We start from the raw sequence: 23860 nt of genomic DNA, 5'->3' as shown, positions 1-23860 counted from the left end.
CAAGCCCTTTATTTTCCAAATGTTCACACTTTAAACAATTTAAAAGCTTTTAGTTAAATTTTAAACAAAACCTGCTTTTATTCATGTTATTTTTCACCATACCTCCCCCATTCAAACACCAATAAAACAGAGAAAACATGAATCAATTCAAATTAGTATGCTTAGGCTTAATTACCATTATGAGTTCAGGTTGCCAAGTCATATCACCTCTTTTTGTAGATTATAACGGTGTACGAATGGATGTTGCCAAATGGATCAACAACCATCAACTGCTCAGCATGCAACAAAAGCGCAGTTTAGTGCAACTAAGCAAGGCACAGCAAAAGCTATATCAAATTGAAAATAAACAGGAAGAACAAAGAATTCAAATCATTAAAGAAAATATGATTGCCATACACTGTGCTCAAGCATACCTCACCGAGCATAAAATTAAGCAATTACAAAACCAAATTTTTGATCAAGATGAAAAACAGCATATTTTAGCTATCTACAATCAGCAACGCCAAAAAATTAAAATGGATCTAAACGCAATGCAATGTGAATAGTCCACTAAAAATCTACTTAATCATGAGGGCTTTATTTGGATTCATAGTGCATTCAAGCAAAGCCCCAACAACTGACTCCATTCAACAATACCTCGACTCATTTACAGGGATCATTTAAAAATAATGCTTAAGTTGATTTTACCCCATAGCAAGACAAGACCACCATCATGAGCTGGTGTATATCCAACATACTCAAATGCTCATTTTTCAATCTTCTTACAACATGACTAAATAAATTGAGTTGATTTGTTAAATTTTAAACATAAAAAAAGACCACGTTTTAGAAACGTGGTCTATGAAAATGGTGGCTATGACGGGACTTGAACCTGTGACCCCCGCATTATGAGTGCGGTGCTCTAACCAACTGAGCTACATAGCCAAAACTGTGCGCGTATTATCTATTTCAAACAACTTTCTGTCAAGAAATATCACACAATAATTGTAAAAAAATTAGTGAAGTGAGCCGATAAGCCGGGTTCTGTCGTGAACGATCATTCCTCTAGGCGTACAATCACTCGTACGCTCAAGCGACCTACCCGAATCCAGCACGGGCCGTGCCTCAGGATTCCTATTTGGTCTTGCTTCTGGTGGGGTTTACCTTGCCGTGAACTGTTACCAGACACGCGGTGCGCTCTTACCGCACCCTTTCACCCTTACCATCTCTCTTGATTTCCCCGAAAGGAAATTGCAAAGATGGCGGTCTACTCTCTGCTGCACTTGCCGTCGGCTTTCACCGCCCAGGCGTTACCTGGCACCCTGCCCTATGAAGCCCGGACTTTCCTCCCCTGCTTCAATCACGGAGATTTCCACAGCAGCGATCGTCTAGCTCACTTCGGGGCGCATTTTATCAAACTTCAGTACTAATTGCTTGTGCTTTTTTGAGCAATCAGTTTTTTATATTTATCCATCAATTCATCTTGTGACTCCACATGCTGTGGATCGAGCGGAATACAATCGACTGGACAAAATAATTGGCACTGTGGTTGATCATAATGCCCAACACATTCAGTACATAAATTGGGGTGAATTTCATAAATGATTTCACCCATAAAAATAGCCTCATTGGGGCAAACAGGCTCACAGACATCGCAATTGATGCATTCATCAGTAATATATAAAGACACGCTACCAACCTTGTTGATGCTTGCGTTCAAAGGCTTCGACCACACATTGCGGTACAAATTTACCAACATCACCTTTTAAACGCGCAATTTCTCGAACCATCGTCGAAGAAATAAATGAAAATTGTTCAGAGGGTGTTAAAAATACAGTTTCAAAATGTTGATCTAACTGGCGATTCATATTCGCAAGCTGAAACTCATATTCAAAATCTGAAACAGCACGTAATCCACGCAATACAGCTGTTGCACGCTGCTCACGAGAAAAGTTTACCAACAAACCATCAAAACCAACAAACTCAACATTGGAAAGATGGCTTAACGATATTTTAGCCAATCGAATCCGTTCATCTAAACTAAATACTGGGTTTTTATGATGTCCAATTGCAATTGCAACCACCACCTCATCAAACATTCTTGCTGCACGGGCAACTAAGTCAACGTGACCATTGGTAATTGGATCAAACGTTCCTGGATAGATGACGCGAGTTTTAGACATCCGTTTGTACTCTAGTTTATTGTTTATACTTCGTAGTTTAACAAAAACTTCCTTTTTAGCGAACATTCTCCTTAAATTTGAAATCACTTCACCTTGGGGCAAGTTTAAGGCAAAATATAGTTAATCTTGGAATATTAGTATTATGTCGAAATCAATCGTAGTTAAAAAAAATAATGGTGGCACTATTGCGCAAAATAAACGCGCTCGCCATGATTATTTTATTGAAGAGAAATTCGAAGCTGGTCTTTCATTACAAGGCTGGGAAGTGAAGTCTTTACGCGCTGGACGTATGACCATTACTGAAAGCTATATTCTTTTTAGAGACAACGAAGCATTTTTGTTTGGGGCGCAGATTCAACCGCTACTCTCTGCATCTACGCATGTGGTTCCTGAAGCAACTCGTACACGTAAGTTATTGCTTTCGCGTCGGGAACTTGAAAAGTTGATGGGCGCAGTCAACCAAAAAGGTTATTCATGCGTACCACTGGCGTGTTACTGGAAAGGTCGTTTAGCTAAAATTGAAATTGCTTTAGTAAAAGGTAAGCAAATGCATGATAAACGTGCTACTGAAAAAGATCGTGACTGGCAACGTGATAAAGCACGAATTTTTCATAAGTGATATAAAAATGCTCGGATTCTAGTCCGAGCTTTTTTCAATTAGTAGCTGTGAGATTAAATCTGAACTAATACAAATTATAGGTTACTCTTCACTGTTAACATCATCTTCTTGCTCATGTGAAACACAGTGCTCACTTACGGCAATAGGTCGTAACGTATACTTTGCCTCTAGAACACCATGTGCAGCAGCATTTTTCTTTTTTTTACTTTGAGCTTTAGCAATCAAATCATCATATAGTGTTCCAATTTCATATTCCCAAGATAAATCATAGGGCAAATCAAAAACTGAAAACTTATCCCACATTCTAGATAACTTAACCTGATCATCCTTGAGATTATTAAGCTTATTTTCTAACTCTAGGATTGGATCTTTATTTAGATCAGTCTCTGCAATAAAACCTTCATTTTTTAACTTTTCAAAAGCTTCCGTAATATGTTGTTTAAGCCCCTCTAATTGCTGCCCTACATTATTACTAAGTATCTCAAATATATGTTCGGCATCAACTTCATCATCCAATCCTTGCAGTAAAGATAATGGCAACCAATGCCCCAAAAAAGTTTCAATTCCTCTACGCAATAAACTATTAAATTGTTGCTCATCCACTTCATCATTTTTTTTGATACTTGAAAAATCAAAAAACTGTCGACTAATTGTTTCTGCGTCTACAGTAAAGCCTAAATTTTTCAAAATATCGTTCCCGATTTCACTTTTCCCTTTTTCAGATAATTTATATCTTATAGCAAAATATTGATTAAAAGTTTCACTCCATTTATGCACAAATTTACCTTGTTGTAGCAACGCATATTTAAAACTGTAACTTTCTCTTTTATATTCCTCCAATTTTTCCAAATTTTTAAAGTTTTTTTCATTAATATCTTGTAAAGATAAAAATTCTTTTACAGTTTCCACATCATTAGTAAGTAAAAGCGTTTCATAATTACTATTATTTCGTTTTGCAAACAATCCAGCATTAGAGAAATTAGCAGAACCAACTGCTAGCGCCCCTGTTTGCTCATCATGGGACAACAAAGCATAAGCTTTGCTATGGAACAGATTAGGTGTATCAATAGCAGTCACTTCAAAACCAATGTTATAATCTGCATAACTTTCTTCAAATTCACGTAATTTTTCTATACCAATACGAATACATTCACGTGCATCAATATATAGTTTTACATCTGTTAACCTAATACTACTTGATATTTCGTCAATGAAATTACTGACTTTTGCTAAATCATCAGCCAAGTAGCAGGTAAAGATACTCAACTGATATTTTTTTCTATTGTCCACGTTTGACCGAAATGCATCAATTAAGCGACTTGATTTTCCCTTAGCTGTATTAAAAAAAACTTCCATATTACCCCCTTAAATTCAATTTAATTTATCAACTTACTCATCAAAAGACCAACGCTCTCTTAACGTTCTAATTTTTGCTGATGGATGAATAATGCTACGGTCTGGATTAACCAATCTAACCGAGCCTTCAGGCAAACCATAATACCGTTCAATGCTACGCTGTACTGTTCTTACCCGTGCATCACTTCGCGTAGCACGTTTACGATTTGCCCCAAATCTTTCCGTATATTTTAAATTTTGCTCTATTTCCGATGGCGCAATTTCCAGTAATTCTTTAGTTGGAATTTCTTCTGCTGACTCCGTAATCTGTTCATCTTGTTGAGAAATATCAAGGGCTTTTTCTTCAGGCTCTAGTAAAATATCAAATTTATAGTTTTCACCCTCCTCTACCCAATTTCCTGAAAAAAGTTCATACGAATCATCTTCAAAAGCACCACTTAAATTATAATCTAAATTAAAATTTCCACTTTCATCTTTATATGCAACAGTACCTTTCATGTCCTGAAAGTCAGTCGTTCGTTTTAAAACAATACGACCTGATTGAACTCTTTTAAATTCACTAATTTTTCCCTCAAACAGAATAGAAATCTCATCATCCGCTCTAACCACTCGGGTAACATTTGCAGGAAGTTCATCCCAATAGATTTAACCCAACATCACTTCCCCCTCTTTCCATATATAATTTCTTCAATATAACAACGGGCATGGTTTTGAATTTCATCAAAAATATTAAAGTTTTCATTTATTTTTACTACTGCACTCTGGATAGGTTCGAGTGATTTATCCAATGTACCTTGGTTATACTCTTTAATAAACAAATCAGAATTTAACGAATCTATTTTAAGCAACCAAGATGCAGAGCAAGTATCGAGTTCGAAGCCCAAGCCCGCTAACTCTTGATATTGCATCAAGGTATTCTGTCGGAAATGCTTCCACTCACACAATTCTCGGTAATTTTCCATTTCTGCGATTTCTTTAATTAAACCTTCGCGTTTATAAGAAAGTTTACGTATAAGATTATAATTTAGAAAAAATTGTAGCGTTATATAGCCTTGTTCATGTCTAAAAAAATTTGCTGTTGGAAATCTATTATTATTAATCCTAAAGTCTTCATCAGAATTATAATGACTCCCTCTATCATAATGAGTAAGCTTGAAAAAAGCATAACTTTCATAGATATCAAAACTTTCATCTGAAATTAATTCATCCTGTTGCTCAAAATGAATCCATTGTTTTGGAGCAAACCATAATTCTTTATATTCAAAATTAGCACACACATCCCAGACCATCGTTTGCCACGTCATATCAGGAAAATCATTATTTTGTTGATTCAAAATCAGGGTCTCGATATCTTCAAAAAGTTTTCCAGCAACTTTTTCTTCAAGAAAGTTTCCTATTCGAATAATAGAAGATAAGTTATTCAAAACACTATCTACAGATATATCATTTTTCATTATTTTACCTTTATTATTCAAATATTCAGAAACTTAGCAATGGGATCACATAAATCATTTTTTTCTAATGCAATAGATGCCCGATCAACAATCTCTTCACGCAATTCATCTGGTGATATGATCTGAATTAAATGTGCATTTTTCGCAAACCACTCCATACGACTTCGAGTGATCACACTCCGAGCGCTTAGCTCATAATACTGATCGTGTAAATGAATAATTATTTGATCATTACCTATCGGATTGATTTCTAATTCTTCCAATAACTCTCCTTCAAAGACACAAAATACTCCCAATTCCTCCCTATCAAAAAAAGCATCTTCGAACTCACGCTCTTCAACCAAGTCATCAACATCATAGGGATCAATATTTACTGAAATTTTTTCTGGAATAATTTTAACTTCAGTAAAATTCAGCATATTAAATGTACGTAACTCACTTTTTCCTTTAATAATTTTGCTAGCAATTAAAAATTGTTTATAGCCATAGTGAATAATTCCATGAGGCTTTAACGTATATGCTTGGCTTTCGAAATGGCCTTCTTTTCTGTATTGCGTATCAAGCCAAATATCATCTTCTAAAATTGCTTGATAAATTATTTTGATTTCTTTTGAATCATAATGACTATTTTTATTTTGACTATAACCAGACGGCACAAAACGAAAACGAGATTGCCAATTATCCAAACGAGTATCTTTGGTTAGTTGTTGTGTTGCCGCTTCAAAAAAGCCTTTTACATTTTGGTGAATATCATATGGCAAATATTCGCTTAAATAATTATTTGCCATAACCAAGATCAAAGCTAACTCAGAGTTAAACTGCTCAATGAAAGCATCTTGGCTTAATTGATATTTTTTTGCTTTTCTACCTTTACCATCAGTTACAGAAAGTGCTCCAGTTGAAAGTAAACTGGGAATGAGTTCTAAATCTCTCTGTATTGCTTTAGTTAATGATTTTTCTTCTATGTCATCACCATAACAATGACGTACTTGCTCTTTAAACTCTTCTATTGTTAAAGCCGATCTGGGTACACGTGGTAAAACACTATAAATTTTTAATATACGACTTACGAGGTTTACATTCTTCTTATCCATCACTGCTATTCTGTTCATTTATGTTTCAATCAAGAATAACAGCTTTAAAAGACATTGAATGTCTCACAAATAAAATATCAAAAACCTCCAAATTAGACTAAAAGTGTCCAACTTTCGGGGTGCAGTTCAATTGGAGGTTTTTTTAATCTTAATTTTAATTTAAGCGATTCAGCAATGACGCGAGATGTGCACCAAATCGAGCTGCTGTTTCCAAATCCCCTTCGGGTGGGGTGATCTCGGCAGGTGCATTATCGGACTGGGTCATTAAGCCCAAAAAGCTCGACATACGGTTAATATCTTGCGAACTACGTCCCGTAGGCATAAAAGGCAAACCTGCCCACAACATACCGTGCTGCATAGCAAATAAATTGATTTGCTGCAAAACAGCCAACTTATCGCCACTTAAGCCACCACCATTGGTAAAACCAGCTGCAAGCTTGCCCTGCCATGTTCGAGCCAACCATCGTTTAGAAGATTGCTCCATAAATTGCTTCAAGGCTGAGGTCAAACTTCCCATATAAGTAGGACAACCCAAAACAATCGCATCCGCTTGGTCTAGTATCTCCCAATCCACATGTTCAATGTTCATGCAATGCACATCTATACCCGTTTGCTCAGCCCCTTGAGCAATAAAAGATGCAACCTTTGCAGTATGTCCATATGGGCTGTGATAAACGATGGCAAGAGATTTTGAAGATAAAGACATATCAATAAAAACAGTAAATTTTAATGAAGTTTAACAGTTTCAAGCCATAAACACGAATGTTGCCATGCGGCCTGTTTTTGCTTCACGGCGGTAGGAAAAATATTCCCCTGTTTGCCGATAACTACACTGGTCGCCACCCAGTACCGTTTCAACACCTTGTTGTTTCAAGATATAACGCGCAATCGCATATAAGTCAGCATAAAACTTGCCCACTTTTTCGCTGTCTTGAAAAGCAGTTTCTAATTCTGGATATTTAACACAAAAAGCCAATTTTACTTCTGCACCAATTTCAAAGTTCGGCTGGCTAATTGCCGCGCCCAACCATGCCCAAGTCGGCTGACTTTGCATCGCAGCAATTGTATTTTCAACAATCCCTTGCGCCAAACCTCGCCAACCAGCATGTAAATTGGCAACTTCAGTGCCATCTGCATTTCCCAGCACCACAGGCAAACAATCCGCCGTCATCATCATCAACGCATGGGCTTTACGCTGAGTAACCAGACCATCGCCATCTAATGCTGTAAATGGAAGTTCTTCATTCACAGTATGACAAATGGTGCTGTGGGTTTGCGTCATCCAAGTCATTTTATCAACGCCGAAATCCGCAAACTCTTGCAGTAAAGCCATACGATGCTGCTGTACACGCTTTGCATCATCACCCACATGCAATGCCAAGTTAAATCCCATAAGCTCAGGTTGAGCAGAAGCTTGAGCTTTTGCATGATGCACTCGTGTCTGCCCAACATATACACCTGATGGAAGTCCTTGAACAAATTGCATGTCTATTTCCTTGTCATTCACCAAACATCAAAACAACTTAATACGCTTTATTTTCACTGCGTAATACTTCAACCAATTGGGCAAAATCCTCTGGCCAAGGTGCTTCAAACATCATTTCTTCACCCGAACGTGGATGAACCAATCCAAGTTTTGTGGCATGTAAAGCTTGACGTTTAAAAGCACGCAAAGTGTCGCCCAGTAATTCTGAAGCACCCGCAGGTACACGTACACGATTCATGTACACTTGATCGCCGACCAAACCAAAGCCAATATAGCTAAAATGAACACGAATTTGATGGGTACGACCAGTTTCTAAACGTGCTTGAACACGGGTGAAATGCTGGAAACGCTCTTTCACGTTGTAGTGTGTGACTGCATCCTTACCACCTGGCAAGATCTTCATTTTAACGCGATCAACAGGATGACGTTTAATTGGCTCATCAATTGTTCCACCTGCAATAATATTGCCGTAAACAATTAAGTCGTAAACACGATAAACCGTTTTCTTCGCCAATTGCTTGCTGAGCGAAAATTGTGCTTCTAAGTTTTTAGCCACCACCAGCAAACCACTGGTGTCTTTATCAATACGGTGTACTAAGCCGGCACGGGTCAATTCCGCCGACTTAGGGTAATGGTAAAGTAATGCATTTACCAATGTACCTGAGCTGTTACCAGCGCCTGGGTGTACAACCATACCAATCGGTTTATTCACCACCATAATATCGTCGTCTTCATACACGATATTGAGTGGAATATTTTCAGGTAAGCTTTTAGTTTGAACTTCTAGTTCAACATCAAGTGTTAAAAGTTCATTGCCTTCACATTTATACTTTGGCTTAACGCTGTTACCATTTGCCAACAAATGGCCTTCTTTTAGCCACTGTTTCAATTTTTCACGCGAAAAATCGCTCCAAATCATTGCTGCGACTTGATCGATACGTTGCCCTAAATAGCTTTCATCCAATTGAAATTGCAACGATAAACGTGTTGCAGTTGAGTCTGAAGTATGGTTATCTGCATCCTCAGAATCTTCAAGTAAATTGAAATCAGTTTCAGGTAAATTAGAGTTAGAAGATTGTGCTTGACTCATTTGCTCATTCAGACAAAAGTGGTTTAATAGCGCAATTGTAGCTCATTGCCAGTACTAACAGAGGAATTTTTATGTCGTTACCACGTTATAAAATGACAATGCTTGCTTTATCTTTAGGCGTTGCAACGGCAATAGTAGGCTGTAGCAGTAATCCGAAGAAAGAAATTGTGGACACAGGACCACAATCTAGCGAGCAAGTTTATATTCAAAAAGCAGAAAAAGCGCTCGAACGCGGACAATATACCGATGCTGCAACACATCTAGAGGCTTTAGACACCTATTACCCTACAGGTGACTACGCACAACAAGCTCAATTAGAATTATTGTATGTCAAATTCCAACAAAAAGATTATGAAGGCGCAATTGCACTGGCTGAACGTTTTATTCGTTTAAATCCACAACATCCAAATGTGGATTATGCTTACTATGTTCGTGGTGTCGCGAATATGGAACAAAATTATGATGGCTTATTACGTTATACCTCATTAAAACAAGCACACCGTGATGTCAGCTATTTAAAAGTGGCTTATCAAAACTTTGTTGATTTCATTCGTCGCTTCCCATCAAGTACTTATGCTGTAGATGCCGCACAACGAATGAAATTTATTGGCAATGAATTGGCTGAAAGTGAAATGAATGCGGCACGTTTTAACATTAAGCGTAAAGCATGGTTAGCCGCTGTTGAGCGCTCTCAATGGGTGGTTGAACATTTCCCTCAAACTCCTCAAGTCCCTGAAGCTTTAGCCACAATTGCCTATGGATATGACAAGTTAGGTGATCAAGTCACTTCAAAACAATATATTGAAGTGTTAAAGCTGAATTATCCAAACTTGGTCAAATCTGATGGTAGCGTGAATCTTCGTGCTGCACGCAGTGAAGGCAGCTGGGTGAATCGTGCAACTTTAGGTGTTTTCGGACGCGAAGCTCAAACATCAACGGATACAGAACAAAATCAAAATTCTGACGATACTCAAAAACGTAGTATCACCAATCGTTTAAGTTTTGGTTTACTCGATCGTCCACAAACAGAAAACAACATTCCAGCACCGAAACAAGAAATGCCAAAAGAAACACCAGCAACTGAATAAGCAAAGCTTATTGTTCGCATTTTCATGAAGGGCAAGTTATCATACTTGCCCTTTTGTTATTTTAACCGATCATATTGATCATTTTGTGCAAAAGGTATACAAATTAACTTTTAACTGCTTGCGCACTTCCATTCTGCGTAAATTCTGACCTCTGATTCGTCAGTCATTTTTAATAGATAGATCTCAACTCGATTGCATACGTATGGCTATTCCTCAACACACGATTGATCAAATATTAGATCGCACAGATATTGTCGATCTGATTGGTCAGCGCGTGAAACTTAAGAAAACAGGTCGCACCTATTCAGGTTGCTGCCCTTTTCATCAGGAAAAATCGCCATCGTTTCATGTTTATCGCGACAAACAATACTTTCATTGCTTTGGCTGCCAAGCCAACGGTAATGCCATTCGCTTTTTAATGGACATTGACGGACGTAATTTTGTCGATGTGATGAAGGATCTGTCTAGCCAAACAGGTATCGAATTACCGAAAGACAATCAAGATTCAAAACGCCTCTCTTATAAACGCGAAATCAAAAAACCGGTCAGTATTCAAGCGGCTCCCGCAGCTATCGTAACAGAACAACAACCTGCGCCCAATATCGCTTTTAACAGTAGCGATCCTTTTGAAGAATTTCAAAATGACGCCTATTCAGAGCAACATTTTAACCATAATGACCCTTTTGCCGCATTTGAACAATTTGATCCGATTGATCAAAACACGGTTCAAGATGGTAATTTATACGATTTATTAGAAAATATTGCGCTGTATTATGCACAGCAATTACCGCACAGTCAGACCGCACAACAATACTTTAAACAACGCGGCTTAAGTGCAGAAACCATTCAATATTGGCGTTTAGGCTATGCCCCTGAAGATTGGCAGCATTTGGAAAAAGCGTTTCCTTATGACATTGAAGGTCTCAGACAACTGGGACTCATTCGTACCAGCGACAAAGGTCGAGATTTTGATCTGCTCCGTGATCGAGTCATCTTTCCCATTCGGGATCCCAAAGGTCGCGTGGTCGGTTTTGGTGGCCGTGCGCTAAATGACGAAATCAAACCCAAATATATTAACTCACCCGATTCTGAAGTGTTCCATAAAAACCAATTGCTTTATGGTTTATATGAAGGACGCAAACAAAAAGCTCACGATTGGTTAATGGTTGAAGGCTACATGGATGTCATTGCTTTACAGCAATATGGCATCTATGGTGCGGTTGCAACACTGGGAACTGCCAGTAATACTGAACATCTGAATATTTTATTTAAGCAAAATAATCGTATTACCATTGCTTTCGATGGTGATGCTGCTGGACAAAAAGCAGCAAGACGAACTTTGGAAATTGCTTTACCTTTACTCAATGACGGACGCGAACTTAAGTTTTTCGTATTGCCTAATGACCACGATCCAGACTCTTTAATTCGTCGTGAAGGGATTGAGAACTTCCATCGCCTACTGCAACAAGCCCCGTTATTATCCGATTTTGTCTTTGCACACCTCAGTCAAAATCATGATGTCACTAAGCCGGAAGGTAAAAGTCAGGTCATGGGTGAGTTACGCCAACTGACTGAACTTTTACCGAAACAAGGGTCTTATCGCTATCTATTACAGCAGTTTTTCAAGGAAAAACTGGGCTTTAATCGCAAATGGCAACCGCAAGTCAACAACGATGCATCCTTAAGCTTTAGTACCAAAATTGATGCTGAGGAATATGTGATTGCGATTTTAATGAATCACCCCTACCTCTATATTCATTTTGAGCCGCTGCGTGCTTTAATTTCACACAATCAATTGTTATTTAAAATTTTAAATATTTTTAATACCATTTTTGATGATTTACCTGATGATACAGAGCTATCTCAATATTATGTTCTAGGTGCTTGTGCCAACTATCACCATGACTTACAAAAGATTTTACCTCAAGCCAATATCAGTGATTACACCTCGTCACCTGAGCAAGCAGACAAACTCGCGGAAGATTTTTCCATTAAGTTACAATACCAATGCTTGCAACAAAAAATAAAATCGAAAAAATTCTCCAGCCTTGCCGAAATGCGTAACCTGAAACAAAAAATTTACGACATTGATAAAAAAAGATCACTGACACTTTTAGAAGATTAAATTTTAATTTTTCAATAAATAGATCACATCATCTCAATACGGTAATGCATTAAACTTATTTTAGATCTTACAAAGATATTTAGAATACTTGACTGGCGACATGGATGTCGCTCGTTCGTCAGTGATTACAGGGACGTACCATCTGACGAATAAAGGGTTTTTGTTACTTTTGACCCATCAAAAGTAAGGCATCGCCTACACAAAATCTTGTTTAACCCTTAACAACAATATGAGGCACTATAAATATCAACCTTAATTATTTTAGTGCTTTGCTTTACGACGCTTCGCTACCACTTCTTGCAAACCTTCCTGCAACATCTCAAAATATGCAGGATCTTCCACTTTCGCTGCTTCACGCAATAAAATAGAAGTTGGGTGCAATAATTTTTGCGTTAAGCGATGAGAAAATTCCTGTAGAACCTGCTCAGCATTTTCACCATTGGCCATTCGTGTCATCGCCAAAGCCAATTCTTCTTGTCTGAACACTTCACCCTGTTCACGGTAAGCATGAATCGTACTGCCCGCTTTTTTAACTTTTTGCTGGGTCAGCAACTCTGTTGCCAACTGATTGACCATAACTTCTGCTTCAACAGCCGCTTGGCGACGTTGTGCAAGATTGTCATCAATCACACTTTGTAAATCGTCAACGCCATATAAATAGACGCCATCTAAAGATTTAACTTTAGGCTCAATATCACGCGGTACGGCCAAGTCCACCAAAAGCATTTGTTGATAACGACGTTTTTTTAAGGCGATTTTAACATCAGCATAAGAGATCACTTGGTGCAAACTTCCAGTACAACTAGAAATCACATCTGCACGGTATAGGTTTTCTGCCAATGCTGAAAAATCAATAATTTCTACATCGACCCGATGGGCTATTTCTTGTGCCAAAGTTTCAGCACGCGCGGCTGTACGATTGCAAATTAAAACTTTACCCACGCCCATTTCGGCCAAATGCTTCGCCACCAAGCTATTCATTTCGCCCGCTGCAACCACCATGACCGTCAACTTTTCAGGTTTACTAAACACCTGTAAAGCCAGCTGAGCAACCGCATAACCCATGGAAACCGCATGACTACCCACAGCCGTTTCCGAACGCACACGCTTGGCTGCGTAAAAAGCATATTCAAAAATTCGGTTTAAACTAGGAGAAACAGTATGCGCGTCTTTAGCAAGAGAAAGAGCAGACTTGACTTGCCCTAAAATTTGCGGCTCACCTAGCATTAAGGAATCAAGCCCACTGGCAACACGCATCAAATGTGTTACAGCTTGCGCATTTTCATAGCGATATACATGATTAAACAATTGTTTAACATCTATGCCATTTGCTTGGGCGAGCCAATTCATTACCATATCTGCATTATCAGACATGGCATAAACTTCAGTTCGATTACATGTAGAAACCACAACCATATCATTTAAGTCATGGTTTTGGCTTTGCTCTGCAAGCAATTGCGTTAACTTTTCAGGGTTAAATGCAACTTGCTCACGCAGTTCTACAGAAGCGGTTTGATGGTTGACACCCAATGCAAAGAAAGACATATCAGATCATCATTTCGCTAAATTTATGCTATTGTGCAATATTGGTGTCATAAAAAGCATTACTTGGATCAAGAAAAATTGCGTCAAACAAACAGCCGAATAAACGGCGCGACAATTAAGCAATATTCTACCACATTCTTACTTGTGGGTAGCATGGCTTCTAGTGCTCATATTAGAGCATCTGGAGAAATTTATCATGCCAATTCAAATTATAATGCCATAAAACAAAGCATGATTGCCGAATTTGCACTGACCTACCATGACGTACCAACAGCATTACATAACTATACGGTGCTTGCAATTAAAAGCAATTCCACCACAGTAAAACAGCGTGCTTTGAATGTTGCATTAGAACAAAATGACCTTAAAGCAGCACTGGATATTGCCACCCATTGGGTGGTTCAAGAACCTACAGATGTCCCCGCCTTATTTTATCTATCACATATTGCCCTCAAAGCACATGAGTATGAACTGGCCTCTGAAACACTGGATAAAATTTTAAATATTGACCCAGATGCAGACTTAGAAAAAATTTTAGTCGGTATTGCTCCTGAAGAACCTGAAGATCGAGAATTTTTACTCGACGCTTTACGCAAAAGCAAAGAGAGAGACAACCCTTCTGTCTTGGTGCTGATTGCAGGTTTAGAAGCTCAACATGGCCAGTTAGAACAAGCACTGATTACGGTAAATCGTGCACTTAAAAAACGCCCTAAAGTAACAGGCTTCATTTTAATGAAAGCCAATTTACTCAGTGCTTTAGGCAATGACGAAGAAACGCTGAAATGGTATAACAAAGCCAGCCAAAAACATAAATCTAATTTAGAAGTTCGCTTAGCTGAAATTAAATATCTGATTAAAATCAATCAATCTAAACAAGCACTAGATAAACTGGAAAAAATTCTAGAGAAATGGCCGCATGAAGACGAAGCCCTGTTTATTGCCGGCTTAACCAGTATTGATTTAGAGGAATATGAAAAAGCAGAAAGGTTCTTGGTTGAGCTACGTTATTCCGCACAATATCAAAATGAAGCCTATTACTACTTGGCTGTAAATGCTGAAAGAAAACAACACTTTGAAACTGCAAAAGCCTATTATCGTTTGGTCGATGGCAGTTTATATACCGTTTCACGCCGCAATATGATTAATATTTTTTCTGAGCAAGATAAACTCAGCGATGCTTTACGCTTTTTAACCCAAGAACGGGTCAATTACCCACAACAAGCCAGCTTTCTCTATCAAGCTCAAGCTGACATTTTAAAAAGAATGGGCAACAAAAAAGCAGCCATGCGTTTATTAGATGAAGCGATTAAAAACGTGCCCGATGATCCTGAACTGATCTACTCAGAAGTTCTATTACTCGACCCTTATCAAGACAAAGATAAGCTTGATAAATTATTGAAAAAATTATTAGAAATTGAACCCAACAGTCCAACCTATCTGAATGCTTACGCCTATACACTGGCTTTACAAAACAGACGTTTGGATGAAGCACGGCAGTATGTTGAACACGCATTGGAATTCGCACCAGACCAAGCCTCCATTTTAGATACACTGGGCTACATTACCTTTTTACAAAATGACTTTAAAACCTCCGCGCTGGTTTTAGAAAAAGCCTATGAAATTAGCCAAAATGTTAAAATTGGTGTGCGCTACGCAAAATCGTTATACATGCAAGGCGATCTGACAAAATTTAATCATGTGTTACAACAATTACAAAAAAAACATCCCAATGATCCTCAATTAGAGCAATTGAAGTCGCTATTGTTACCGCCACACATGAAAAAGAGTTAATGATGTTTATGCATATTTTTTCAAAATTCAGCTTAACCTTAATTGCAGCAAGCACCTTAATCCTGACCGGTTGTCAACAATATACCCAGCCTCAAGGGCCGAACGTATCTCAAACACCAGAAGCTACAAACAATTTTAACCTTCAAGGTAAAATCGGGGTTAAAACACCGGGGCAATCTGGCAGTGCATTTTTCACTTGGGTACAGCAACAAGATGAGTTTGATATTGAATTAAGTGGAATTTTAGGCGTCGGCAAAACTCAAATATCGGGCAAACCTGGTGAAGTCAGCCTAAATAGCGCCAAAACAGGACTTATTGAAGCTGAAACGGCAGAAGAATTGCTTGAACGTGCCACGGGTTGGCAAGCACCGATCACCCATTTAGTCGATTGGGTTCAAGCCAAGCCCGCAACGACACAAGTTAAAATCAACAAAGATGAGCAAAATCGTCCAATCCAATTTTTGGAAGATGGCTGGACAGTTGATTTAAGCTATAGCGACCAAGCCCAATTGCCGAATAAATTAATTTTGAAGCAAGCACTTGAGTCGGGACAAGAAAACCGTATTACAATGATTATTCAAAATCGCTAAGTCTTAAAAGTTCAAAATTCTATGATTCGTGTCCCTTCTCCTGCCAAGCTCAATCTTTTTTTGCATATCACAGGTCGTCGTGATGATGGTTATCATGAGCTGCAAACTATTTTTCAACTTATCGACTTAAGCGACTGGCTAGAATTCACTCAAACGGATGACTTGCAGATTTCAATCGACGGCTTAAATAGCGTCGACCTAGAACACAACTTAATCTACAAAGCCACACAAATTTTGAAACCCTATGCGCAAAAAATAACAGGTCTGTCCATTCGTGTAGAAAAGAACATTCCGATGGGTGCAGGACTTGGAGGGGGGTCGTCAAATGCGGCAACGACACTTATTGTGGTCAATCAACTGTGGCAATGTGGTTTAAGTATTGAACAATTGGCTAAGCTAGGTGTAAAACTTGGTGCTGACGTTCCCATTTTTGTTTATGGACGTAACGCATGGGCCGAAGGCATTGGTGAACAGTTAACATTCATAGACTTAGAACAAAAAAAATACATTGTATTAAAACCTGATTGTTTTATCAGCACTCAATTGCTTTTTTCGCAAAAAACATTGACAAGAAACACGAAGACCTCTACATTTTGCGCCTATCAGTTAACACCATTTAATTTTGGAAATAACTTTGAGCCTTTAGCGAGAAGCCTATATCCCGAAGTAAATGAAGCGATGCAGTATTTAGATCAGTTCGGTATTGCAAAACTTACAGGTACAGGTGCTTGTGTTTTTACTGAAGTAACTAGCGACATGAATATTGATGAGATTTTAGCACATTCGCCTTGTAAAGCTTACTTGGTTAATGGTTTAAATAAATCACCATTACGTCATTTCGAAGTTATATGATAGGGGCGTCGCCAAGTGGTAAGGCACCGGGTTTTGATCTCGGCATCCGTTGGTTCGAATCCAGCCGCCCCTGCCATCATTTTCATCTGTAGATTACTGTATTAGGGGCGTCGCCAAGTGGTAAGGCACCGGGTTTTGATCTCGGCATCCGTTGGTTCGAATCCAGCCGCCCCTGCCATTTAACTAATAAGTTAAATAAATATTACAGTGATCAAATTTAGGGGCGTCGCCAAGTGGTAAGGCACCGGGTTTTGATCTCGGCATCCGTTGGTTCGAATCCAGCCGCCCCTGCCATCTATTTTCAAAAAAGACAGAATAAAATTTGCTTGTTCATTTGTTTATTTACCTTGACATTGAACAGTAAAAACATTAGAATTCTGCCGCATTAGGGGCGTCGCCAAGTGGTAAGGCACCGGGTTTTGATCTCGGCATCCGTTGGTTCGAATCCAGCCGCCCCTGCCATCTATTTTCAAACATTCCAACCGCCAAGGGTGCTTCATGCCCAATCTTGTCGTTTTTAGTGGAACTGCACATCCACAATTCGCCCAAAAAGTCGTAAGCCATTTGCACATTCCGTTAGGAGCTGCTGCTGTCGGTAAATTTTCTGATGGTGAAATCACTGTCGAAATTACTGAGAATGTTCGTGGTAAAGACGTATTCCTTGTCCAGCCTACTTGTGCACCAACGAATGACAACCTTATGGAAGTCCTCGTTATGGCTGATGCTTTACGTCGTGCAAGTGCAGGTCGTATAACTGCTGTCATCCCTTACTTTGGCTATGCTCGTCAAGATCGTCGTCCTCGTTCAAGCCGTGTTCCAATCACTGCAAAAGTTGTGGCAGATATGCTGACAACTGTAGGGATTGACCGTGTTGTAATGATCGACCTTCATGCTGACCAAATCCAAGGTTTCTTCGACATCCCTGTAGACAATATCTACGGTACTCCTGCCTTACTTGCTGACCTTCGTCAACAGCAACACCATAATCTTATGGTTGTTTCTCCTGACGTTGGTGGTGTAGTGCGTGCACGTGCTGTAGCTAAACAAATGGGTGATATCGATCTTGCAATCATTGATAAACGTCGTCAAAAAGCAAATGAATCACAAGTGATGCATTTGATCGGTGATGTGAAAGATCGTGACTGCGTAATCGTGGATGACATGGTGGATACTGCGGGTACATTGTGTAAAGCTGCTGATGCACTGAAACAATTTGGTGCTCGCCGTGTTGTTGCTTATGCAACTCACCCTGTACTTTCTGGTAAAGCCCTTGAGAATTTGAAAAATTCTGTACTCGACGAACTCGTGGTAACAGATACGATTCCTCTTTCTCAAGAAGCATTAGAACTTGGTAAGATTCGCCAAGTTTCAGTGGCCGGCATGGTTGCTGAGACAATTCGTCGTATTAACAACGAAGAATCTATTAGCGCGATGTTCGATAGTTATTTATAATAGCGCGAAATTTTCAAAGCCCTGTTTTTTAAACGGGGCTTTCTATCACTGGACTGGTCGAAGGTTCAGTCAATTAAACTCAATGAGGAAATGTCATCATGGCAAACTTCGTATTAAATGCAGTAGCTCGTGACGAATCAGTACAAGGGAAAGGTTCGAGCCGCCGCCTTCGTCTTCAAGCTAAAGTTCCAGCAATCATCTACGGTGGCGAAGCTGCTCCTGTAACTGTTACTTTAGAACTTCGTCAACTTGTTAAAGCACTTGAAAACAATGCTTTCTTCGAAGAAGTTATTGAAATTCAAGTGGGCGATAAAGTTGAAAGCGTTAAAATCCAAGCTTTACAACGTCACCCAGCTAAAAACACGCCTATGCACGCTGACTTTAAACGCGCATAAGTGTTGATGGTGTAAATTAGTGTCAAAAATTTCACTGATTGTAGGTTTGGGTAATCCGGGAACGGAATATGCCCAAACCCGCCATAATGCAGGCTTCTGGTTTGTCCAACGCCTTGCAGAACAATATGGCATTCAACTCAAAGCTGATCCCAAATATAAAGGGATAAGCGGTCGTGGTAATATTGAAGGTCAAGACGTTCGTCTGTTATTACCCACAACCTTTATGAACCTCTCGGGTCAAAGTGTTGTCCCCTTCGCCAAATTCTATCAAATCGCTCCTGAAGCAATACTCATTGCGCACGATGAACTTGATATGAACCCCGGTGTCATTCGCCTAAAAACAGGTGGTGGTCACGGTGGACATAACGGTTTAAAAGATATCGTACCGCATATTGGTTCAAATTTTCATCGCTTACGTATTGGCATAGGACATCCTGGTTCTAAAGAACGTGTGTCTGGTCATGTACTCAGCAAAGCACCAAGCAGCGAACAAAATTTAATGGATGATGCCATTGCTCACGCTTTATCTCGCATTCAATTGCTCGTAAACGGTGACACACAGCAAGCCATGAATCAAATCAATGCTTACAAACCGAACTGATCAATCCACAAATTGTTGAACAATCCTTCTTGCCATGATGCTTTTTTCAGAGCAAAATGCGTTTTCTGCGGATTACTTACCCAGTAAAAAGTGATTGATTTAACCATAAGATAAAATCTTAGCTCGACTAAGGAGACGCCAGCCATGCTATCTCGTTTATTAAAATGCAAAATTCACCGTGCTCAAGTTACTCATGCAGAGCTTCACTACGAAGGTTCATGTGCAATTGATGGCGTACTCATGGATTTAGCAGGTATTCGTGAATATGAAGAAATCCACGTATGGAACGTCACGAATGGTAAACGCTTTGCCACTTATGCGATTCGTGGTGAAGATCATTCAGGGATTATTTCTGTCAATGGTGGTGCTGCACATCAAGCTGACGTCGGTGATTTAGTGATTATTGCAACCTTTGGTGATTTCACTGTAGCTGAAGCCAATGCACACAAACCACGTCTGGTATATGCCAACCCAGATAATACGGTCAACCACACGGCAAACTGCATTCCAGTTCAAGTGGCTTAATACCTTTCTTCAAAATACAAAATGCTAAAAGCTCGCACATGCGGGCTTTTTTTATGCCTAGTCGGTTCACTTATAAAACGCTTTGCTGACCCGTTCATGTAGAACTAGAGTACTGACCATTCTAAATAAAAATATGATTATTCATGTAAAACAGGTCTATAATCATTGCACATCGCTTCAGGGCGGGGCGAAATTCCCCACCGGTGGTAAGTTAAACCAATCATCATTATTGGATTTAATCAGCCCACGAGCCTATAAACCATTCATGGTTTATGCGCAGATTTGGTGAAAAACCAAAGCCGACGGTATAGTCCGGATGAAAGAAGACGACGTAACGGATATTTATATTTGATATATCGCTGCGACCCCATTTCTACATCAGTCCTGAAATGTTCAACCGTATTTTTATTTTACGAGAGCGTTTCAATGTCTAGTTTAATTCAACCCGAAATTTTCTTTTCAGCCCTTCCTCCTGCTGAACAACGTATTCAAAAAGCTTTAGAAGATATCCGCCAAGGCAAACCTGTGTTGGTCATGGATGACTTTGAGCGCGAAAATGAAGCCGATTTAATTGTTGCCGCAGAAACCTTAACTGTGGACACCATGGCACGCATGATTCGTGATGGTTCTGGCATTGTCTGTTTATGTCTAACAGATGAGCTGGCCAATCATTTAGAACTTCCTGCAATGGTGGCTGACAACTCCAGTCAGTTTAAAACAGCATTTACCGTGACCATTGAGGCTGCCGAGGGCGTGACCACAGGTGTATCCGCCAAAGATCGAACCACCACGATAAAAGCAGCCACTAAAGATGGTGCTGTTGCAAGTGACCTTAACCGTCCCGGACACGTTTTCCCTTTACGTGCACGTGAAGGTGGTGTTTTAGCCCGTCGTGGTCATACTGAAGGCACAATTGATTTAGCACGTTTAGCAGGCTTAAAACCAGCAGGTGTGTTATGTGAGTTGACCAATTCAGATGGAAGCATGGCATCAGGCATTCAAGTTTTGGCTTATGCTCAAACCCATCATTTAACCGTGATTACCATTGAAGAACTTGTACAGTATCGTATAGCAAATAATCTTTAAGATTAAAGAATAAAAGCTCCGACTCTAGGAGCTTTTATTCTTCAAAAATTTTACAGCAACGTAGCATATAAGCCATATCCAGCAACTAAAATGAGTATTGCACCACAAGCCCCAAGCAATTTACTGTAAATTTTAGATTTAGATAAACGATTAAAACCCAAATAAACCAGTGATAAAGTCGCAAAATCCAGCACTATCCAACTCAGAGTCAGAACTCCAAGACTCATATCCAAATGAGGCGTGATGTGCACAAACTGTGGAAAAAATGAGGCAAAGAAAATAATATCTTTAGGATTGGAAATTCCGACCAAGAATCCCTGTTTAAAGCCACCATCTAATAATTTTGCTTGCGATGACGCTTCATCTTCATCTACTTTCGGAAAACAAACGTCTTTTAAAATCTGCAAGCCCAAATAGGCAATATACAAACAGCCTAAAATTTTAATTGCATTAAACCAGTCGAGACTAATCTCCAAAAAACCTTTTAATACTAAAATAGAAACAGTGATTAATATGAGCGAGGCAAAATTAGTACCAAATATCGTTTGCAAGGCTTTACGATACCCGCCTTTGAGTCCTGCACTTGCAACCAACATCATGACCGGTCCAGGTGTAGCAATCATGATAATCACAGTCATGCAGTACAATAGATATTCAGCAATATTCACTTGTCTAACTCTTTAGCCAACACAGCTCGTTTTTAAAAAATTGGAATAAAATGTGGTTTAATCGTGTTCCAGCATATGCAATAAACTAGAACGAATGCCATCTGCACGTAAAAAAGCAAAATCGTAACTTGCTGTAGCCAACGCCAAGACGCGGCGTTCAAATTCCTGCCAAAGTGGTTTCACTTGTTTATCCTGAATCCCCAAACCACTTTCTTCGGCTAAATTTTTATTCTTCTCACAAATTTTAAGTGCATGATAAAGTTTACGCCCGTTTGATGCATCATCGCGTAAACGCACACGTTTCGATAAGACAAAGCCTTCTACATGGTGCAAATCAGCATGCGGTAACATCGGGACTAAAATTTGATCCAATTGAGCATCGAGTCGTCTCCACACAGCCGTGTGTTGTTCAGGACTATAAGTATTCCACTGAATTACTTCATGATTAAAACGACGACAACCACGGCAGACAGAATCACCAAACACCGTAGAACAACGCCCTGCACATGGGGTCAAAGAAGCAATTCGACGCTCAGTACTCAAAACACACTCCTACACATTTTAAAAATCACTCCAACTACGCTTCCAACATCATTCAAAAGCTGCTTTGAATAAATGATGACTGACATCAACATCTTTCAGTTAAAAACCATATTTTAGTTATGGTTTTCTCGCTTATTCGCACAATTCACGTTAAAATACGTGCCTTGAATTTTGTCCTATCATAATACATTTGGAGTCTTCCATGAACGCTACTGTAGAACAGCTTGCACCTGTAGAACAGCAAGCGACCACAAGTTGGGTTGTTGCCGCACTATATCAATTTAAAGAAGTTCAAGATCCTGCCAATCTTCAACAACGTCTTTTAGACTTAGTCAACAACATTAACCTGTGTGGAACTCTCATTGTAGCGGGCGAAGGGATTAACGGTACTGTCGCTGGAGATCGTGAATCGATTGATCAAATTCAAACCTTTCTTCTGAGTGAAGGGTTTAATGCTATGGAATACAAAGAATCTCATAGCGATGAAAAACCTTTCCGTAAAATGAAAATCAAACTCAAAAGTGAAATTGTTACTTTAGGTGTTGAAGTTAAGCCACGTGATCTGGTCGGACATTACTTAGACCCGAAAGAATGGAATGAACTAATCGCACGTGATGACGTAATCCTTGTCGACACACGCAATGATTATGAATATAAAGCAGGTACATTCAAAGGTGCTGTTGATCCTAAAACAGAAACGTTCCGTGAATTTCCTGAATATGTAAAACAAAATCTCGAACAACATAAAGACAAAAAAATTGCCATGTTCTGTACCGGTGGCATTCGTTGTGAAAAATCAACTTCTCTGCTGCTTCAAGAAGGCTTTAATGAGGTTTACCACTTAAAAGGTGGCATTTTAAAATACCTAGAAGAAACCCCTGCTGAGGAAAGTATGTGGGAAGGTGAATGCTTTGTCTTTGATGGTCGTACTGCGGTTACGCATGGTGTAGAAGAAGGCCAAAATATTAAATGTCATGCCTGCGGTTGGCCTTTACTTCCAGCAGAAGTTGAGCTTCCAAGTTATGAACACGGTGTATCGTGCAAATATTGCATCGAAAAAACTACCGAAAAGCAAAAAGAAGGTTTCCGTATGCGTCAGTCACAAATTGCAGCAGCAAAACGTAAACGTCTGTAATTCTAGATTTTAAGATCATCGATTAAAAACCCTCAGCACACGTTGAGGGTTTTTTTATTTATAAAAACAACAAAGCATAAACAAAAAGGCGATCAGCACCCTATATCAATTCATTAAAAATTTGATAATCTGAGATTCACAGCACACTAATTAAGCAACTTGTTCATATATAATGTGAAAAAGGAATTAAATTATGCCAAGAG

25 protein-coding genes, 5 tRNA genes, 1 other RNA gene and 1 riboswitch are annotated in these 23860 nt (G+C 39.2%); of the genes, 17 read left to right on the top strand and 14 right to left on the bottom strand.

Annotated features, from left to right (window positions below):
- Positions 1 to 137 precede the first annotated feature (137 nt).
- On the top strand, positions 138 to 545 hold the full coding sequence (locus F994_RS17645) for a hypothetical protein (RefSeq protein ID WP_004651260.1): 408 nt from the start codon (positions 138 to 140) through the stop codon (positions 543 to 545).
- Between the two features lie 302 nt (positions 546 to 847).
- Here F994_RS17645 and F994_RS14240 read toward each other — a convergent pair.
- The 4 genes from F994_RS14240 to coaD all read right to left on the bottom strand — a co-directional run bounded on the left by F994_RS14240 (position 848) and on the right by coaD (position 2162).
- Positions 848 to 924: transfer RNA gene (locus tag F994_RS14240), tRNA-Met, on the bottom strand.
- A 72-nt stretch (positions 925 to 996) separates the two neighbouring features.
- Positions 997 to 1379: RNase P RNA component class A (rnpB, locus tag F994_RS17025), an RNA gene on the bottom strand.
- A gap of 26 nt (positions 1380 to 1405) precedes the next feature.
- Positions 1406 to 1669: a YfhL family 4Fe-4S dicluster ferredoxin gene (locus F994_RS14235; protein ID WP_034697253.1), complete on the bottom strand. Its 264-nt coding sequence runs from the start codon at positions 1667 to 1669 to the stop codon at positions 1406 to 1408.
- 1 nt (position 1670) lies between these two features.
- The gene (gene coaD / locus F994_RS14230) at positions 1671 to 2162 is read right to left on the bottom strand and encodes a pantetheine-phosphate adenylyltransferase (protein WP_004651258.1); all 492 of its coding nucleotides are present in this window, start codon (positions 2160 to 2162) and stop codon (positions 1671 to 1673) included.
- Between the two features lie 142 nt (positions 2163 to 2304).
- Here coaD and smpB point away from each other — a divergent pair, with 142 nt between their 5' ends.
- A complete protein-coding gene (gene smpB / locus F994_RS14225) occupies positions 2305 to 2781 on the top strand; it encodes an SsrA-binding protein SmpB (RefSeq protein WP_004651257.1) in 477 nt (158 codons plus the stop codon).
- Positions 2782 to 2862: 81 nt separating this feature from the next.
- Here smpB and F994_RS14220 read toward each other — a convergent pair whose 3' ends face one another.
- From F994_RS14220 to rluD, 7 genes are all read right to left on the bottom strand, one after another.
- Positions 2863 to 4137 carry a phospholipase D-like domain-containing protein gene (locus F994_RS14220; protein WP_004651256.1) on the bottom strand — a complete coding sequence of 425 codons (1275 nt, stop codon included), beginning with the start codon at positions 4135 to 4137 and terminating at the stop codon, positions 2863 to 2865.
- A gap of 33 nt (positions 4138 to 4170) precedes the next feature.
- A complete protein-coding gene (locus tag F994_RS14215) occupies positions 4171 to 4746 on the bottom strand; it encodes a hypothetical protein (protein ID WP_004651255.1) in 576 nt (191 codons plus the stop codon).
- Positions 4747 to 4793: 47 nt separating this feature from the next.
- Positions 4794 to 5591 carry a hypothetical protein gene (locus tag F994_RS14210; RefSeq protein ID WP_004651254.1) on the bottom strand — a complete coding sequence of 266 codons (798 nt, stop codon included), beginning with the start codon at positions 5589 to 5591 and terminating at the stop codon, positions 4794 to 4796.
- A 17-nt stretch (positions 5592 to 5608) separates the two neighbouring features.
- Positions 5609 to 6703 (bottom strand): helix-turn-helix transcriptional regulator, encoded by a 1095-nt coding sequence (locus tag F994_RS14205; RefSeq protein WP_081399754.1) that lies wholly within the window; start codon positions 6701 to 6703, stop codon positions 5609 to 5611.
- A gap of 136 nt (positions 6704 to 6839) precedes the next feature.
- Positions 6840 to 7391, bottom strand: coding sequence for a flavodoxin family protein (locus F994_RS14200; RefSeq protein ID WP_004651251.1), 552 nt, complete (start codon positions 7389 to 7391; stop codon positions 6840 to 6842).
- Positions 7392 to 7430: 39 nt separating this feature from the next.
- Positions 7431 to 8171 carry a peptidoglycan editing factor PgeF gene (gene pgeF, locus F994_RS14195; protein ID WP_004651250.1) on the bottom strand — a complete coding sequence of 247 codons (741 nt, stop codon included), beginning with the start codon at positions 8169 to 8171 and terminating at the stop codon, positions 7431 to 7433.
- 37 nt (positions 8172 to 8208) lie between these two features.
- A complete protein-coding gene (gene rluD, locus F994_RS14190) occupies positions 8209 to 9261 on the bottom strand; it encodes a 23S rRNA pseudouridine(1911/1915/1917) synthase RluD (RefSeq protein WP_004651249.1) in 1053 nt (350 codons plus the stop codon).
- Positions 9262 to 9332: 71 nt separating this feature from the next.
- On the opposite strand from rluD, the gene F994_RS14185 reads away from it, so the two are divergent.
- The gene (locus tag F994_RS14185; protein WP_004651248.1) at positions 9333 to 10349 is read left to right on the top strand and encodes an outer membrane protein assembly factor BamD; all 1017 of its coding nucleotides are present in this window, start codon (positions 9333 to 9335) and stop codon (positions 10347 to 10349) included.
- A gap of 202 nt (positions 10350 to 10551) precedes the next feature.
- Positions 10552 to 12474 carry a DNA primase gene (locus F994_RS14180; RefSeq protein ID WP_004651247.1) on the top strand — a complete coding sequence of 641 codons (1923 nt, stop codon included), beginning with the start codon at positions 10552 to 10554 and terminating at the stop codon, positions 12472 to 12474.
- 261 nt (positions 12475 to 12735) lie between these two features.
- On the opposite strand, the gene hemA is transcribed toward F994_RS14180, so the two are convergent.
- Positions 12736 to 14019, bottom strand: a complete 1284-nt coding sequence (gene hemA / locus F994_RS14175; protein WP_004651246.1) for a glutamyl-tRNA reductase — start codon at positions 14017 to 14019, stop codon at positions 12736 to 12738.
- A 78-nt stretch (positions 14020 to 14097) separates the two neighbouring features.
- Between hemA and F994_RS14170 the strand changes: the two genes are divergently transcribed.
- From F994_RS14170 to ribB, 12 genes are all read left to right on the top strand, one after another.
- Positions 14098 to 15810, top strand: coding sequence for a tetratricopeptide repeat protein (locus F994_RS14170; RefSeq protein ID WP_004651245.1), 1713 nt, complete (start codon positions 14098 to 14100; stop codon positions 15808 to 15810).
- Between the two features lie 8 nt (positions 15811 to 15818).
- Positions 15819 to 16400: a lipoprotein insertase outer membrane protein LolB gene (lolB, locus tag F994_RS14165; RefSeq protein ID WP_034697365.1), complete on the top strand. Its 582-nt coding sequence runs from the start codon at positions 15819 to 15821 to the stop codon at positions 16398 to 16400.
- A 21-nt stretch (positions 16401 to 16421) separates the two neighbouring features.
- Positions 16422 to 17252, top strand: coding sequence for a 4-(cytidine 5'-diphospho)-2-C-methyl-D-erythritol kinase (ispE, locus tag F994_RS14160; protein WP_004651243.1), 831 nt, complete (start codon positions 16422 to 16424; stop codon positions 17250 to 17252).
- 1 nt (position 17253) lies between these two features.
- Positions 17254 to 17328: transfer RNA gene (locus tag F994_RS14155), tRNA-Gln, on the top strand.
- Positions 17329 to 17355: 27 nt separating this feature from the next.
- A tRNA-Gln gene (locus F994_RS14150) sits at positions 17356 to 17430 on the top strand.
- A gap of 41 nt (positions 17431 to 17471) precedes the next feature.
- Positions 17472 to 17546, top strand: a tRNA-Gln gene (locus F994_RS14145).
- 93 nt (positions 17547 to 17639) lie between these two features.
- Positions 17640 to 17714, top strand: a tRNA-Gln gene (locus tag F994_RS14140).
- 36 nt (positions 17715 to 17750) lie between these two features.
- Complete coding sequence (locus F994_RS14135; RefSeq protein ID WP_004651241.1) at positions 17751 to 18704, top strand: ribose-phosphate pyrophosphokinase; 954 nt, start codon at positions 17751 to 17753, stop codon at positions 18702 to 18704.
- A 98-nt stretch (positions 18705 to 18802) separates the two neighbouring features.
- Positions 18803 to 19099, top strand: a complete 297-nt coding sequence (rplY, locus tag F994_RS14130; protein WP_004651240.1) for a 50S ribosomal protein L25 — start codon at positions 18803 to 18805, stop codon at positions 19097 to 19099.
- Between the two features lie 19 nt (positions 19100 to 19118).
- Positions 19119 to 19700 (top strand): aminoacyl-tRNA hydrolase, encoded by a 582-nt coding sequence (gene pth, locus F994_RS14125; RefSeq protein ID WP_004651239.1) that lies wholly within the window; start codon positions 19119 to 19121, stop codon positions 19698 to 19700.
- A 144-nt stretch (positions 19701 to 19844) separates the two neighbouring features.
- The gene (panD, locus tag F994_RS14120; RefSeq protein WP_004651238.1) at positions 19845 to 20225 is read left to right on the top strand and encodes an aspartate 1-decarboxylase; all 381 of its coding nucleotides are present in this window, start codon (positions 19845 to 19847) and stop codon (positions 20223 to 20225) included.
- 170 nt (positions 20226 to 20395) lie between these two features.
- Positions 20396 to 20557, top strand: a riboswitch (FMN riboswitch).
- Positions 20558 to 20651: 94 nt separating this feature from the next.
- Positions 20652 to 21311 carry a 3,4-dihydroxy-2-butanone-4-phosphate synthase gene (gene ribB / locus F994_RS14115; RefSeq protein ID WP_004651237.1) on the top strand — a complete coding sequence of 220 codons (660 nt, stop codon included), beginning with the start codon at positions 20652 to 20654 and terminating at the stop codon, positions 21309 to 21311.
- A gap of 50 nt (positions 21312 to 21361) precedes the next feature.
- On the opposite strand, the gene F994_RS14110 is transcribed toward ribB, so the two are convergent.
- Complete coding sequence (locus F994_RS14110) at positions 21362 to 21979, bottom strand: LysE family translocator (RefSeq protein WP_004651235.1); 618 nt, start codon at positions 21977 to 21979, stop codon at positions 21362 to 21364.
- A 57-nt stretch (positions 21980 to 22036) separates the two neighbouring features.
- The gene (locus tag F994_RS14105; RefSeq protein WP_004651234.1) at positions 22037 to 22522 is read right to left on the bottom strand and encodes a DUF1289 domain-containing protein; all 486 of its coding nucleotides are present in this window, start codon (positions 22520 to 22522) and stop codon (positions 22037 to 22039) included.
- 202 nt (positions 22523 to 22724) lie between these two features.
- Here F994_RS14105 and trhO point away from each other — a divergent pair, with 202 nt between their 5' ends.
- Positions 22725 to 23657 carry an oxygen-dependent tRNA uridine(34) hydroxylase TrhO gene (trhO, locus tag F994_RS14100; protein WP_004651233.1) on the top strand — a complete coding sequence of 311 codons (933 nt, stop codon included), beginning with the start codon at positions 22725 to 22727 and terminating at the stop codon, positions 23655 to 23657.
- Positions 23658 to 23860 lie beyond the last annotated feature (203 nt).

Origin of the sequence: Acinetobacter bohemicus ANC 3994 (genome assembly GCF_000367925.1) — a bacterium.
In the GTDB taxonomy this organism is placed as follows: Bacteria; Pseudomonadota; Gammaproteobacteria; order Pseudomonadales; family Moraxellaceae; genus Acinetobacter; species Acinetobacter bohemicus.
Note: the sequence above shows the minus strand (reverse complement) of the source record. Positions and strands in the feature narration are given on the sequence as shown.